A 16,000-nucleotide genomic window follows, 5' to 3' on the forward strand; every position below is an offset into this window, starting at 1 on the left:
TTTATTTCTTAATAAATCTTGACTTTTGATGACCTATCTTAAGAATATAAACCCCATTCGGCAAACTGGAAACATTAAGTTTATTCCCTCCTTTGGTAGAATAAATTTCCTTTATGAGTTGACCATTGGCGGAGTAAACCTGAACTTTACTTGCTTGTTCTGCCACAAAGTTAACCTCATTAGTTGCAGGGTTAGGGTAAATAAACACATCATTTGAAGGCATTTCCACATCTGTACCTAAAAAAGAATCGCAAGAAGAATTTAGTCCTCCATCCTTTAGCGACCACCCTTTTTCTATCAATTGATTGCGATATTGTACTGCATCGGTTCCATAAGCAATGGATCCAAAATTCATTATAATATTGTTTGGTGTTAAATTATTTTCCGCCCAACCTTTTAATGTTTTTCCATAGTTCACACAATCAATCCCCGAATATTCTGCAAAAACAAATAACGCAGGAGGAGAGGTATTAACAACAGAGTTAAGTTTAAGATTTCCTAAGTTTTGATTAAATACGGAGGCATTCATAAACATCAATTCCATATTGGTTACCGTACTTGTGTCAAAGGTAATGGGTTGATTGTATGCACTTGCATTAAAAAACATACCCACCATACTTTTCACATTGCTCGTATTAAAAGCTAGAGGCTGATTAAATGCTATTGCTTCTCGAAACATCCAATTCATATTTACAACTTTACTGGTATTAAATGCTAATAATTGGTTAAACGATACTGCTCCTGTAAACATACTTGTCATATTTTCCACATAACTTGTATTAAACCATAAAGGTTGATTAAATGCTGTTGCATTATGAAACATATAAGACATATCGGTTGCTGCACTAGTATCAAATGCTAAAGGCAAATTAAAAATAGAAGCGCCACTAAACATGTAGGACATATCTACCACCTTGCTAGTGTCAAAGATTAAAGGTTGATTAAAAGTAGAAGCTCCACTAAACATACGAGCCATGGATATCACTTTACTCGTATCAAAACGTAAAGGCTGATTAAGGGATTGTGCTCCACTAAACATCATATACATTGAGGTTACCGACCCCGTATCAAACGATAGTGTTTGATTAAAGGTTTTAGCGTTTTCAAACATAGAAGACATATCTGTTATCTCACCTGTTTCCCAACTGTTAATATTGGGAACCGTAATTAAGGATTCACAATTTGCAAAAAGTCTACTTAAAGAATATACATCCATTAAATTGGGTTTATCCGTCGCAGACAAGATTAACCTGCTCGCATTTTGAAACAAAGCTTCCATCGAATACCAATTAACATCCCCCCAATTTTTAAGCTCCAAAATATTTCGACGTATTGGATCATTAATCCTAAGAACCTGAGTATTCAATTCAACACTACTAGAAGGAGGAGTAATAGACACAATATATTCTCCGATAGTATTTACAATAAAACTGTTAGTTCCTGTTTTTACTGCACTTACCGTCGATTCTCCCACTTTTTGTGTCGTATACTGAAAATCATTTGCACCTACAAAAGCCCACGGAAAACTAGTTTCCTTAAAATCAATTTTAAGTACCAAAGGTTTTTTACCACACATAGCATCTACACCACCTGAAACTATTTCCCAATTTTTTGCAAGGAGTTGATTATAATAAACTTGAGCTTCACTGCGGTAATTTATGCTACCAAAATCAACCTCTATATCACTAGGTGTTAAAGGATTTTCTGCCCATTTTTTTAAAGTATTACTAAGATTAAAGCAGCTAATCCCAGAATTAACAGCAAAAGCTGCCATAAACACACCCGGTTTGAGGGTAAAACCTCCTAAATTCTGATTGAATTTTGTAGCTCCACCAAACATGCCCTCCATGGAAACCACATTACTTGTATCAAATGCCAATGGTCTATTAAAAGCAGTAGCACCGCTAAACATGTAAGTCATAGACGTCACTTTGCTGGTATTAAAATCTAATGCTTGATTAAACTTCGTTGCCTCAAAGAACATGGCGTCCATCAAAGTCACATTACTCGTATCAAAACTTACAGATTTATTAAAGGCAGACGCTCTAAAAAAAACGCCGAACATATTTGTTACATTACTTGTATTAAACGACAAATCTTGATTAAATCGAATAGCATTTTGAAACATATAAGAAATATTTGTGACATGGCTAGTATCCCAATTATTTATACCAGGAACTTCCGTTAATGCATTGCAATTATAGAACATCCTCGCCAGCGAACTAACATTTGTTAAATTAGGAATATCTGTAGCTGAAACACCAAGCTGTATTGCATTGTAAAATAGATTTTCTACCGAAGCCCATTTGATATCTCCCCAATTTTTTAACTCCAAAATATTTTCTCTCGCAGGATTATTAAGAGAAAGAACCGATGTATTTACCGATACGTTACCAGATGGTGGCAAGATAGAAACAAGATATTCCCCTACTTCATCTACTGCAAACCCATCTGTTCCTGTTTGTATGGGACTCACGGTGGGAGTCCCCACTTTTTGTGTGGTATATTGAAAATTAGAAGAACCTGTAAAGCCCCATGGAAAAGATGTTTCTGTAAATTTAACTCTCATTACCATTGGTTTATCTTGTCCAAAGCACAAAAATCCAATTAAAATCATCAACAATATCGACCACTTTCCGAATACTTTCATATAGTTTTTAGTTTTATTTTTCAATATGCTAAAATAATAATTATATTCTATTAAAAAATAATACAATTATGTTATAAATTATATAAAATTAATTCATCACAAATCATAAACACTTTACTACTAAAAAAACGATCTATCCACCTAAAAATGCTAAACTATAATCAAATTTGTATATCTAATTAAAAAAACAAGATGGAATACATAATAGAACACGAACACATAGGGAAATTACGAACTCAACGTGTTCAAACTTGTGATGGCTTATAATTTCTTACAATCGGTGCAATCGGCGCAATTGATTGCAGATGCTTGTATTTCTTTCAACGATCATTGCGCGGTGGGAATTGAACCGAATTTACCTCGAATTAAAGAACTAGTGGATAAATCTTTGATTTTGGTTACGGCATTGAACACACATATCGGTTACGAAAACGCTGCAAAAATTGCAAAAACAGCCCATAAAAACGGAACAACTTTAAAAGAAGAAGCTATTAATTTAGGCTTGGTTTCTGCCGAGGATTTTGATAAATGGGTTCGACCAGAAAATATGGTTTAATCAATATAATAAACAATATATAAAATCCGAAAAATTTTTGGACTTTTTTATTGATTTCATTACTTGATATCTATAATTAGAATTAATTCAGATATATTTTTAACAAACTAAATTTAAAGTATTAGAATACTTTAAATATTTACAATCTTACTCGTATATAATATTAATTTTTTTGTAAATCATGCTGTTCCCAAAAGTGTACTTAAAAAACTGGTTTTGCATTTTTGTTTTGTCAAATAATGTAATAAAATACGAAACTGAATTGTCAAATTAATATGAGAAAAACTATTATCACGATATTCATACTGGGAAGTTCGTTGGCTTTGGCGCAAGAAACCCAAGTTAAAGACACTATTGTAAACACCAAAGAAATACAAGAGGTTTTAATAAAATCTCAACGCAAAAAACAATTTGTGGACAAATCGGTATACACTTTTGATCCCGACGCGCTGGAAAAAGCAAGATATGCAAAAGATCTGTTAACCACTTTGCCCGAATTGCAGTTGGATCCTGTTTCCAACACGGTTGCAAGCGTTAAAGGCGGGAAAGTTTTGTTCCTCATTAATGGAATTGAAGCTTCTGACAATCAAATCAAAAGTATTGCTCCAAACAACCTTGCAAAAGTTGAATATTATGATATTCCGCCTGCTAGATGGGCATCAAGAGCTGATACGGTTGTCAACATCATCACCAAAAATCCCGAAAATGGATATAGTTTCGGAGCAGATGTAACCTCAGCTTTTACCACAGGTTTTGTGAACAGTGCTGCTTATGCAGATATAACGAGAGGCAAAAATAATTTCGGGGTGGAGTACAATCTTAATCTAAGAAATTATGATAACCGAATTGTGAATAAACGATATGAGTACGATTTTAACAATGTTCATTACATTTCGGATGAAACACAAAAAGATCATTTTGGCTATACCACGCATGATATTACGGCAAGATACAGTAATTCTGAAATGGGAAAATATGCTTTCCAAGCCAAATTGAATTTAGAAATTAATAATTCATTCAGTAACGGAAATGGGACAAGTATTTTCAACCAAGGGAATCTTCAAACATTGGACGGAACTATCCATAATCGTACTTCTGATTATGTAAGTCCTACTTTGGATATTTATTATTCTAAAAACTTTGGTAAAAAAGATGAAGTTAGTCTGAATCTTGTTGGCTCACATTATGACACCAATTCTACACAATATGACAGAGAATGGAATCAAGCCACAGATGAAGATATTTTCAACAATGATATGATTTTGAGAGCCAAACAAAATGGTTTTGTAGGAGAAATTGCTCATACACATCAGTTTGAAAAAGGAAAATTAAGTTCGGGTTACAGAATTAGCAATAACTCCATTAGCAATGATTTGACGAATCTTGCAGGAGATTTTCATTATAAAGTAAATTATTTGGATCAATATCTTTATTCTGAATATTCTGGGAAGAAAAACAAATTCTCATATCGATTTTCCATGGGTTTTACTTTCATTAATAATAAAAGTGCAGAAACTACTAATTCTAGTTGGTCTCCTGCTCCTAAAATGCTATTGGGCTATGACCTTGCAAAAAATCAGAGCATAAGATTACAATCCAGTTTTACAATGCACAGCGCATCTAGCGAAGCCATGAGCAGCAATGTAGTACAAGTAGTTCCAAATATTGTACAATATGGCAACCCACATCTGAAAACATATAAATTGTTCCATAATAATTTGCAATATTCTTTTAATAATAAATATTTTGATTTCAACACCGTTGCATTCTTTAACTATATGCCAGGAGTGATTAATCAGTTCTTTATTAATGATGCAAACGCTTATGCTATTAGTTATGAAAACTCAAAATACACCACACAATTAGGATTGCAAATTTCAGGTTCTGTAAAACCTTTTGGAAACAGTTTATTAGCATTGAAAACGTATTTGTTACCTGTTTCTATTCACACCAAAAGAGAAAATGGAACCAGCATGAACAGCCAATATATCTCCAATAATTTTGTGTTGTCATCGGAATACAAAGCTTTTAGTATTTTCTATCAATTCAATTTCCCGGTGTTTATTTTAACTGGAGTATTTGAGAATACAAACGAAAACCAAAATCATATTTTCGCAAAATACAAACTTAAAGAATGGACATTTTCTGCAGGAATGTATTGGGTGGGACATCCAGCGGAATACAAAGCCAGAAGTGTGCAACAAGATTTGGTGAATTTTAATCGGACAACACAAATTCATAATAATAAAAACATGTTGGTTGCGGGAATTAGTTACGATTTCTCCACAGGTAAAAAAGCACAAATACAAAGGAAACTCAACAACTCCACGGCGCCTGCTGCAACGTTCTAAAAATATATAAAACTGACTTTCGATAAGTCAGTTTTTATTTTAATCACATCTAGATTAAAAGATTAAACCTTAAATTTGATAAGAATCTTTTAAATTTTTAAAAATGGAATACAGAATAGAACACGACACGATGGGCGAAGTAAAAGTCCCTGCCGATAAATATTGGGGTGCCCAAACCGAAAGATCACGTAACAATTTTAAAATTGGTCCCGAAGCATCCATGCCGCACGAAATCATCGAAGCTTTTGCGTATTTAAAAAAAGCGGCGGCTTTTGCTAATGCAGATTTAGGCGTACTTCCAACAGAAAAAAGAGACATGATTGCAAGAGTTTGTGAAGAAATTTTGGACGGAAAACTCAACGATCAATTTCCGTTGGTGATTTGGCAAACGGGTTCTGGAACACAATCCAACATGAATGTGAATGAAGTTATCTCTAACCGAGCTCATTTTCTCAATGGCGGGAAGTTGGGCGAAACATCTGAAATTCATCCAAATGATGACGTCAACAAATCTCAATCTTCCAACGATACTTATCCAACGGCAATGCACATTGCAGCATACAAAAAAGTAGTAGAACAAACCATTCCAGCTGTTGAAAAACTAAAAATTACGTTGAAAGAAAAATCCGATGCTTTTAAGGACATTGTGAAGATTGGTAGAACGCATTTAATGGATGCAACGCCATTAACGCTCGGACAAGAATTTTCAGGTTATGTGGCTCAATTGGAATTTGGTTTACGCGCTTTGAAAAACACACTTCCGCATCTTTCAGAATTGGCTTTGGGCGGAACAGCAGTTGGAACGGGCCTCAACACCCCAAAAGCTTACGATGTAAAAGTCGCAGAATATATTGCAAAATTTACGGGACATCCTTTCATCACGGCAGAAAATAAATTTGAAGCTTTGGCCGCTCACGATGCAATCGTAGAATCTCATGGCGCTTTGAAACAATTGGCGGTTTCACTTTTCAAAATTGCACAAGATATCAGAATGTTGGCTTCTGGGCCTCGTTCAGGAATTGGCGAAATTCATATTCCTGAAAATGAACCTGGCTCATCCATCATGCCTGGAAAAGTAAATCCTACCCAAAACGAAGCTCTGACTATGGTTTGTGCTCAAGTTTTAGGAAATGACACCACGATTTCGTTTGCAGGAACGCAAGGAAATTATGAACTCAATGTTTTCAAACCTGTGATGGCGTACAATTTTTTACAATCGGCGCAGTTGATTGCAGATGCTTGTATTTCGTTCAACGATCATTGTGCAGTGGGAATTGAACCGAATTTACCAAGAATTAAAGAATTAGTGGATAAATCTTTAATGTTGGTTACGGCATTAAATACGCATATCGGCTACGAAAACGCTGCAAAAATTGCGAAAACAGCTCACAAAAACGGAACAACTTTAAAAGAAGAAGCTATTAATCTTGGATTGTTAACGGCAGAACAATTTGATGAATGGGTAAAACCTGAAGACATGGTGGGAAGTTTGAAGTAGAATAAAAAGTCAAGAATCAAGGTGATTTTTAAACATATTCATAAAATATGAAAGCGATCAAGGCGCAAAAAGCGGATGAGGGACATAGTATCAAAATAAAAAAATAGCTTTAGGTTTGTCCTAAAGCTATTTAAGTTTATAAACTGAAAAATTAGTTTATTTTAAAATCTGCATCTTTAGCTTTGTTAATTTGGTAATCTTTGATGATGAAATCGATGCTTTGCCCCATCATTGATTGTGACATTTTGAAAGGATATTTAACACCATCCACAACTTTATAATCACTAAATGTCACAGGAACTGTCATCTCCTGACCACCCATTTTTTGAGTTTTGGTTTCGCCAGTTTTCAAACCTGTGCCAAGGCTATAATAATAAGTTGTCGAAGCATCTTTGATGCCGTAAGAATCTTCGTTGTTGATTTTTTCAACGCCTGTAATTTTAAGATCTTTGTTATTTGCAAATCCTAATTCTGGGAACAATAATTTGTCTGCCAACATTTGAGCTTTCGTTTCCTCAGGAAGATCCATCGATTGACCTTGCGCCATCATTTTACCATTTGTACCATCGAAAACGATTTTCTGCATGCTGTTGCCCATAACTTTGATATCCATCAAACTTTTGCCGCCTAGAGCTCTGCTCATCGTCATGTTAATTGGCATGTTTTGCACAGTTGCATCGGCATTCAGGCTTATAGATTTTACTTTGTCCAAAGCGGTTTTTCCTCCGATAGCTGTGATGTATTTGTCTGCAATCTGAGCAACGGTCACATCAATTTTTTGTGCGACTGGTTTTGAAGTTTTGTTCGCATCTTTGTCATAATAGCTAACAGGATAGCCTAATTTTTCTAAGCTGTCAGCCACTTCCGAAGCTTTACCAGCAACAAAAATTCTACTTTGATTGGGTAGGATATAGGCTTTTGCAGCGTCTTGAACATTAGCAATTGTCACTTGGTCAATAGACTTAAGATAATTGGTGTAAAAATCTTTTGGTAAGTTGTAAACCTGAGAATTAACTGCAAATCCAGCGATGGTTTCTGGTTTTTCCATAGAACGGATGAAATCGCCTTTTAGTTTGGCTTTTGCATTGGCAAGTTCTTCTGGTTTTATGGTAGTTATGCCTTTCAATTCGTTCATAAACTCAACAACTGCTTTGTCTGTTACTTCGTTTCTTACGCTTGCTTCAGCATTAAATTCGGGGCTGTATTTTCCTGTTGATAAATCTGAATAAGCACCGTAAGTGAATCCATTTTTCTCACGAAGATTCATGAACAAACGCGCTTCTCCACCGCCTCCAAGGATGTAATCTGCAATTTCTGCAGCGAAAAACTCAGGGTCTTTCTTGTGTAATGTGCTGATGTTATTAATATTGATCACCGACTGAACCGCCGATGGAACATCGATCATGACAATTTCCGTTTTAGCAACATTTTTAACTGCTGGAGTCGGAGGATAAACGAAATCTGACTTTTTCCAAGCACCAAATTTGTTTTCGATAAGCTTTTTTACATCCTTGTATTTAACATCACCAACAACAACTAGATAGGCGTTGTTTGGAGCGAAATATTTGGAATAAGCTTCTTGAACGTCTTTCAGTTGGATGGCATTGTTAGTAGCTTCGGTTTCGAATTCCCCTCTTGCTGTATTTTTTCCGTAGATAATAGCATTAGAAACTTTTGATGCGATAGATTTTGCATTTTTCTCATCAAGTTTTAAAGCTTCGATGCTTCTTTCTTTAGATTTCTGAACTTCTTCGGCCGTGAATTTTGGGTTGATTGCCGCATCTGCCAACAAGCCTAAAACTTCTGGGAAATATTTTGTTAAAGTGTTTGCGAAAGCACCGTTTGAACTAAAATTAATTTTTGATCCTAAGAAATCGACTCTTTTATTAAAATCATCTTTAGACATGGACATTGTGCCTTTTCCCAATTGGTCAGCCATGATGCTGTTAACACCAGCAATGTTAGATTCGTAAACCGGCGGGCGATCCATCGACAAGCTCACGTTAACGCGAGGCAGCTTGTGGTTTTCTACCACCATAACTGTTAAACCATTGTTTAGTTTAAAAGTTTTTGGTGTTGCAATGTTGATGCTTGGCGTTGGACCAGGCTTTGGCATTGCGTTAAGGTCTAGTTTTTGTGCCATCGTCATTCCTGAAATCAGAAAACTTGCGGCTATGTAAGTTAGTTGCTTTTTCATTTGATTATTTTTTCTCAGGTACGTAATTGATGATGACACGTTGGTTAGGATTAAGATATTTTTTCGCAGCATTTCTCAAATCCTCTTTTGTAATAGAACGGTAGATGTCAATTTCTTTATTAATTAAATTAGCATCGCCATACAAAACTTTGTAAGTTGCTAAAGAACTTGCAATACCCTGAACGCTTGAATTGGCATTAACAAACTGATTTTCTTCGATGTTTTGAAGTTTTTGATAATCTTCGTCCGAAATAAGAGTGGTTTGTAATTTTGTAATTTCAGCATCGATATCTTTTTGTAAAGCGTCTTTTGTTGTAGAGCCCATCGGAATGGCAAATACAGCGAAAATGCCGTAATCTTCAAGACCTAAATTAATCGCTTGTACTTCCAAAGCTTTTTTGTCCTGATCTACCATTTTTTTGTACAAGACAGAAGATTTACCGCCACTTAGATAAGTTGAAAGCATGCTTAGTGCATAAGATTCTTTGTCACGGCTTCCCGGAACTCTGTAAGAGAACAAATAAGCAGGAATCTGAATGTTGGGATCTGCCCAGGTTACTTCTTTTGGCTGTGTAATAGGATCTTCTTTGATAGAAACACGCGTTATTTCTGGACCTCGTGGGATGGAGCCATAATATTCTTCAATCCATTTTTTTGTTTGATCCGTTTGGAAATCTCCAGCTACAACCAAAGTCGCATTGTTTGGAGAATAATATTTTTTAAAGAAATCCTGGAACTCGCTTAACTTCGCATTGTTAAGATCTTCCATAGTTCCTATGGTTGTCCATCGGTAAGGGTGTTTTGTGAACAAGTTATTTTGTAAAGCGGTCAAAAGATTTCCGTAAGGCTGGTTATCCATACGAAGTCTTTTTTCTTCTTTTACAACTTCACGCTGTGTGTCAACACCGATTTGGTTAATAATCGGATGGCGCAATCTGTCAGCTTCCATCCAAAGTCCCAATTGCAGATTGTTGGATGGGAAGGTTTCGTAATAATAAGTTCTGTCATTGGTTGTGTTCGCGTTGTTTGTACCACCGTTAGATGATACCACTTTGAACCATTCTCCTCTTTTAATATTGGGTGTACCTTCGAATAAAAGGTGTTCAAAAAAGTGTGCAAAACCGCTTCTGCCAACTTCTTCATCTTTAGCCCCAACATGATACATTACACCAGAAGTTACTACTGGCGCGGAATTGTCTTGGTGAAGAATAACATTCATTCCGTTAGGAAGCGTATATTCTTCAAACTTAATTTCTTGTGCGTTCGTCAGCATTCCGAAAAATGCTAGCGAAGCAATGGATAATTGTTTTAATTTCATCTTTAACATTTGTTAATCTAATGTATAAGTATGAAAAAAGTTAAAAATGTTACATGTGATGGGCTTTTTCTATATGTTTTCTGTGAAAAAATGCTCGAGCTCTTGTAACGTTTCTGGAGAAGTGTGGATGTCGCGGACCAATTCTCCTTTGTTAAGGACTACAATTCTGTCGGATATTTCTGTGGTATGTGCTAAATCGTGACTAGAAATAATGAATGTAGAATCTGAATTGTTGGACCAGTGTTTTACTAAATTTTTAAGTTTAATCTGTGTGGACGGATCAAGATTTGCAAAAGGCTCATCCAAAACGATGTATTGCGGTTTGCCAATGAGGGCGCCAACAATACCTACTTTTTTCATGTTTCCTTTAGAAAGATCGCGGATGTATTTTTTGGCATTCAGGACTTCTCCATTGAAAAATTCAACAAATTCTGTTAAAAAACTGTCAACGCTGGCTTTGTTCCAACCACGAAGTTCTCCTAAGAAATAAAAATATTCTTCGGGTGTTAAATAACCAATAAGAAAGCTTTCATCGATAAATGCGGAAACTTTGTTTTTCCAATTTTCGGAAACGTTGACTTTTTCGTCATCTATTTCCACTGATCCAGACGAGGCTTCTATTAAATCTAAAATTAAGCTGAAAAGTGTGGTTTTCCCAGCGCCGTTGTTTCCGACCAAGCCAATGGTTTGGCCTTCAGAAAGATTAAGTTCAGGAATATTAAGAACTTGTCGATCGCCATATATTTTTGTTAAATTTTGAATTCTTATCATTTTTAATTTTTAAGATGTTTTTTTAAACGCGACCAAGGTGTCGTATTTTTCTTTTTTATAAAGCTTTGTGATGTAGTCAAACACCTTTTCTCTCAGCAAAAATCCGATAATGCCGACAGCGGCAATGGCTACAACGCCACCTATTGTCCCAAAAAAATGATTTGCGCCTCCGAAAATTAACATCGGTAAAAGTATTTTCGGAATAACGAGCAATATGTTTTTGAGACTGAGATTATTCTGTTGTCCCATTGATTTTTTTGCGGTGTTGAGGTCCATTGGGTTTTTATTAAATGCGCCAGATAATAAAGTGATTTGAGAATTTACACCAATATTATAAAGGCCTGCCGCGAAAAATGTGAAATAAACTTTCCACCCAAAAAAGGCATAAAATAATGCCATAAACATCGACACAAACGTTACGATATTTACCAGCCACCATTTGGCTTTTAGATATTCTTTATAAGGAACATTCAGGCTCATCATTAGCGGATAATACGAGCTGTCAAACGACGGAACTCTTTGTCCGAATAGCATCTGAAAACCTCCCGTTACAAAAAGTCCTAAAAACATCAGCATGAAAGGCGTTTTGTAAGATGGCGTAGAAAACATTAATAAGCCATAAAATAAAAATAAAAAACCTCCGATGGCGATAGCGCGTGCTGCCTTGCTGCGTTTCAACATTCTGATGTCGTTGTTCATAAAAGTGCCTAATATCCCAAACTTGTTTAAGAATTGAATATTTTCAGATTTGGCTTCTTCTTTTTTGGTTTCCAGAGCTTTGTCCAGATAGAAAATATTTTTTATATAATTAAAACACAAATACAACAAGGGCAAAAACACCAAAATAGGAAGAATTGCTAACCAAGGTTTTTCGTAGAAAGCATAAAATATCGTTCCCGAAATATCTCTGAAAGAAATAATTTTAAAATAGTCTAAAACAATGGCAATGAAAAGAAATGCACCAATCAAATACGCGATTTTGTCTTTTCCGTTCATTAAAATATTCAACAAATTGCTAATGAAATACATGAAAATAATGGCTGTAAACCAAGCCAAACATCCAAACCAACTATAGCCATCTATCAATAGCAACACGACAAAAGGAAGATACAAAAACACGTTTCCCCAAGTGAAGAATGATAAAAAGGTTTTAGAAATCAAATATTTAACAATGGTGTTTTTGGGAATGTTCATTGTTAAAAATGCTTTGATGTTCTGCGTTGGCATTTGTTGCATAAAATAGCGCAAAACAATGTCTGCCAAAAAAGCGTATAACAAAAATCTACCTACAAATTGCAATGGATCAACATGCAACTCTTGTTTTGGATAATAAAAAGCAAAAATGCTAAGACCCACAAAAACCGCCAGAAAATAAATGATGATGAAAATCTGGAAAATCTTCATCGCAACATTGGCTGCTAAAGTGTTAGAACGCATAAAGTTTTTAAACTCCAAGCTTAGAAAAGGTTTTATCATTTTTAAATTTTAGAAAATGTAGTATAATTATTTAGTTAACAAAATACGGAATTTGTTACAAAGTCTGATATTTTTGAAGTTTCATCGAAGTTATCAACATTACAAACTGCGATTCTGCAAGACTTTTATTAGTTTTCCATAAAATTTTGTTTAGAACTTGATTTTTAAAAAAATCTAAAAGACGTATCTTTGTATTATGGCTCAAAAAGAAACCTTATCGTCGCTTACACAAGGCAATTTTGCTAAAGAATTATCCATATCAGATGGCAAAATGCCACCCAACGCCGTTGATTTTGAAAAACTGGTTATCGGGACTTTTTTAATTGATAGAAAAGGATTGGACCATTCTATCGACCTGCTGACGCCAGAGGTGTTTTACGATCCGCGACATACGACGATTTTTGAAGCGATACTCAAACTTTATGAGACCAATTCGCCCATCGATATGATGACCGTTATTCAGGAACTTAAAAGAACTGAAAGACTCAATCTTGCAGGAGGCGACCATTACATCATTGATTTGACATTAGGTGTTAGCTCTTCAGCGCATATCGAATATCACGTTCGGGTGATTTTGGAGAAATTTATTCTTCGCTCTTTAATTAATGTTTCGGCCAATGTCATCGACAGTTCTTACAAAGAAACGACCGATGTTTTTGAACTTCTTGATAAAGCAGAACAATCTTTCTTTGAAATTACAAACGGAACCATTAAAAAAGGTTTCGATACCGCCAACTCTTTGGTAAAAGAGGCGATTGACAAGATAAAATCATTAAAAGATAAAGAAGGTCTTTCCGGTGTTCCATCAGGATTTTCTGCTTTGGATAAAGAAACGGGAGGCTGGCAAAATTCGGACCTTATTATTATTGCAGCTCGTCCAGCGATGGGGAAAACCGCTTTCATACTTTCTATGGCACGAAATATCACTGTAGATAATAATATTCCTTTGGCGCTTTTCTCTCTGGAGATGGCTTCTGTACAGTTGATTACCAGGATGATTGCTTCCGAAACGGGTATTTCTTCCGAAAATTTAAGAAAAGGAACATTGTCCGATCAAGAATGGAGCAGCTTGTTTACCAATGTTTCAGCTTTGGAAAACGCACCGCTTTATATTGATGAAACGCCATCTTTGTCCATCTTTGACTTTAGAGCAAAATGTCGAAGATTGGTTATGCAACACGGTGTTAAAATCATCATGGTCGATTACCTTCAGCTGATGACTGCTAATTCTGGCAAAGCAGGAGGCAATCGTGAACAAGAAATTGCCATGATTTCACGGTCATTAAAAGCCATTGCAAAAGAATTAAATGTTCCTGTTATTGCCCTTTCTCAGTTATCGAGAACGGTAGAAACGCGTCCTGGAAAACGTCCAATGTTATCGGATTTGAGAGAATCTGGAGCCATTGAGCAAGATGCTGATATTGTGTCATTTATTTTCCGTCCAGAATATTATAAAATTGCTGTTTGGGATAATGATGAAGAAGGTATGGAAACGCCGACCGAAAATCAAGCCGAGATTATCATTGCAAAACACCGTAATGGTGCAACAGCCGATGTGCGATTAGCTTTTCACAAAAATATTGGTAAATTCGATGATATCGAAACGCTTGGCAACGCTTATGGTGGTGGTTTTGGCGGTTCGACTCCTTCTGGATTTGGTTCGGGAAATTTCGAAGCGCCAGATTTTGGAAAAATCACGGTTACCGGAACGCCAGATTCTGCATTTGGACCAGCGATTCCTTCTAAAGGACAAGTTTCTGGTTCTGCGATGAACGATGACGACGATGATGAAATGCCTTTCTAAAATTTAGACTTTGAAAATCGAAATTTTTACCGATGGCGCATGTAGTGGAAATCCTGGAAAAGGAGGTTTTGGAATCCTTATGCGCGTTCCCGAAAAACAATATCAAAAACATTTTTCTGCTGGTTTTCGGTTAACAACCAATAACCGAATGGAGTTAATGGCTGTTGTCGTTGCTTTGTCAAAATTAAAAGACGAAGGACACGATGTCCATATCTATACGGACAGCAAGTATGTGTCGGATGCGATTAATCAAAATTGGATTGCTGGTTGGGTAAAACGCGCTTGGAAAAATGTTAAGAATCCCGACTTGTGGCAAACTTTGATTCCGTTATTGAAAAAGTACAATCCAAAATTCCATTGGATAAAAGGTCACGCAGGTCATCCCGAAAACGAATTGGTTGACCAGCTTGCTGTAAAAGCGGCTCAAAATGCTAATCTTCAGGTTGATAGCTATTTTGAGAATCAAAACAATGACGGGCTTTTCTAAAAAGGATATTCATTTTATTAAATTAAACAGTTTGTTTGTTTCTCACTTTTTGATAAAGTTAATTTCACCTGAAATTGTTAGGAGCCTTGTTAGGGCTCCCATAGCCCGGATTGAACGGCATGTCGGAGCTCATCTTGTATTTTGGGATGGCTTTTTGCGGAAGGAAATACAAGATAGCGACTAGTGAAAGCCGGAACAGCTTCTAATTAACAAAACTTTAGAATTTATTTTGACTTCGGATGATTATCTTTGTTATATGAATTATTTGGAAGCTTTGCGTTGGCGGTATTCCGTGAAGAAATTTAGTGGAGAAAAGATTTCGAAAGTAGCTCTGGAAAATATTTTGGAGGCAGGACGTTTGTCGGTAAGTTCGATGGGATTGCAGCCTTATAAATTGATTGTGGTAGAGTCGGACGAAGAAATAAAAAGATTGATTCCGGCATTTTATAACGAGTCACAAATAAGTACTTGCTCTCATCTTGTCGCGATTGTGTCGAAAACCAAAATAGATCCAGATTATGTAGATGCTTATTTTGCACATATATCGGATGAACGTGGAATTGATATGGAAACACTTTCTGCATTTCGGAATAATATTGACAAATTCGTTTCAAGTTATGATACAAATACGTTGAGTCATTGGTCTGAAAAACAAGCCTATATACTTTTGGGTACCATGATAACCGCAGCAGCGGAAGAAATGGTTGATACGTGCCCGATGGAAGGTTTTAGACATGATAGATTGTCTGAGGCATTAAATTTGAATCTCTTGGAAGAACGTGTTGCTGTGGTATTGGCTTTAGGAAAAAGAGCTGATGATGACGTGTTTCAGAACTTGAAAAAAATTAGAAAACCTTTGGATAAATTCATTAAATTTATCTAAGAAAGCAAA

The 16,000-nt window shown here is 35.8% G+C and carries 10 protein-coding genes and 1 pseudogene; 6 read left to right on the forward strand and 5 right to left on the reverse strand.

Translation table 11 applies throughout. The features are described 5' to 3' along the window. Nucleotide 1: 1 nt before the first annotated feature. Nucleotides 2-2,650: a BspA family leucine-rich repeat surface protein gene (locus ACVFVN_RS09775; RefSeq protein WP_456235102.1), complete on the reverse strand. Its 2,649-nt coding sequence runs from the start codon at nt 2,648-2,650 to the stop codon at nt 2-4. 223 nt (nt 2,651-2,873) lie between these two features. On the opposite strand from ACVFVN_RS09775, the pseudogene fumC (ACVFVN_RS09780) reads away from it, so the two are divergent. From fumC (ACVFVN_RS09780) to fumC (ACVFVN_RS09790), 3 genes and pseudogenes are all read left to right on the forward strand, one after another. Next, nucleotides 2,874-3,206: pseudogene (fumC, locus tag ACVFVN_RS09780) on the forward strand (class II fumarate hydratase); the annotation flags it as partial. 275 nt (nt 3,207-3,481) lie between these two features. Next, the gene (locus tag ACVFVN_RS09785; protein ID WP_456235103.1) at nt 3,482-5,557 is read left to right on the forward strand and encodes a TonB-dependent receptor; all 2,076 of its coding nucleotides are present in this window, start codon (nt 3,482-3,484) and stop codon (nt 5,555-5,557) included. Nucleotides 5,558-5,660: 103 nt separating this feature from the next. Further along, entirely contained in the window at nt 5,661-7,055 is a 1,395-nt protein-coding gene (fumC, locus tag ACVFVN_RS09790) for a class II fumarate hydratase (RefSeq protein WP_456235104.1), read from the forward strand. 151 nt (nt 7,056-7,206) lie between these two features. On the opposite strand, the gene ACVFVN_RS09795 is transcribed toward fumC (ACVFVN_RS09790), so the two are convergent. The 4 genes from ACVFVN_RS09795 to ACVFVN_RS09810 all read right to left on the reverse strand — a co-directional run bounded on the left by ACVFVN_RS09795 (nt 7,207) and on the right by ACVFVN_RS09810 (nt 12,817). After that, complete coding sequence (locus ACVFVN_RS09795) at nt 7,207-9,252, reverse strand: M16 family metallopeptidase (protein WP_456235105.1); 2,046 nt, start codon at nt 9,250-9,252, stop codon at nt 7,207-7,209. 4 nt (nt 9,253-9,256) lie between these two features. Further along, nucleotides 9,257-10,570 (reverse strand): M16 family metallopeptidase, encoded by a 1,314-nt coding sequence (locus ACVFVN_RS09800; RefSeq protein WP_456235106.1) that lies wholly within the window; start codon nt 10,568-10,570, stop codon nt 9,257-9,259. A 69-nt stretch (nt 10,571-10,639) separates the two neighbouring features. Beyond that, nucleotides 10,640-11,341 (reverse strand): ABC transporter ATP-binding protein, encoded by a 702-nt coding sequence (locus ACVFVN_RS09805; protein ID WP_456235107.1) that lies wholly within the window; start codon nt 11,339-11,341, stop codon nt 10,640-10,642. A 9-nt stretch (nt 11,342-11,350) separates the two neighbouring features. Then, nucleotides 11,351-12,817 carry a DUF5687 family protein gene (locus ACVFVN_RS09810; RefSeq protein ID WP_456235108.1) on the reverse strand — a complete coding sequence of 489 codons (1,467 nt, stop codon included), beginning with the start codon at nt 12,815-12,817 and terminating at the stop codon, nt 11,351-11,353. Nucleotides 12,818-13,013: 196 nt separating this feature from the next. On the opposite strand from ACVFVN_RS09810, the gene dnaB reads away from it, so the two are divergent. The 3 genes from dnaB (at nt 13,014) to ACVFVN_RS09825 (ending at nt 15,991) form a co-directional block, all read left to right on the forward strand. After that, nucleotides 13,014-14,621 (forward strand): replicative DNA helicase, encoded by a 1,608-nt coding sequence (gene dnaB / locus ACVFVN_RS09815; RefSeq protein WP_165135098.1) that lies wholly within the window; start codon nt 13,014-13,016, stop codon nt 14,619-14,621. Nucleotides 14,622-14,631: 10 nt separating this feature from the next. Beyond that, nucleotides 14,632-15,108 (forward strand): ribonuclease HI, encoded by a 477-nt coding sequence (rnhA, locus tag ACVFVN_RS09820; protein WP_456235109.1) that lies wholly within the window; start codon nt 14,632-14,634, stop codon nt 15,106-15,108. A gap of 256 nt (nt 15,109-15,364) precedes the next feature. Further along, entirely contained in the window at nt 15,365-15,991 is a 627-nt protein-coding gene (locus ACVFVN_RS09825) for an NAD(P)H-dependent oxidoreductase (protein WP_456235110.1), read from the forward strand. Nucleotides 15,992-16,000: the final 9 nt, after the last annotated feature.

The organism is Soonwooa purpurea, assembly GCF_053891095.1.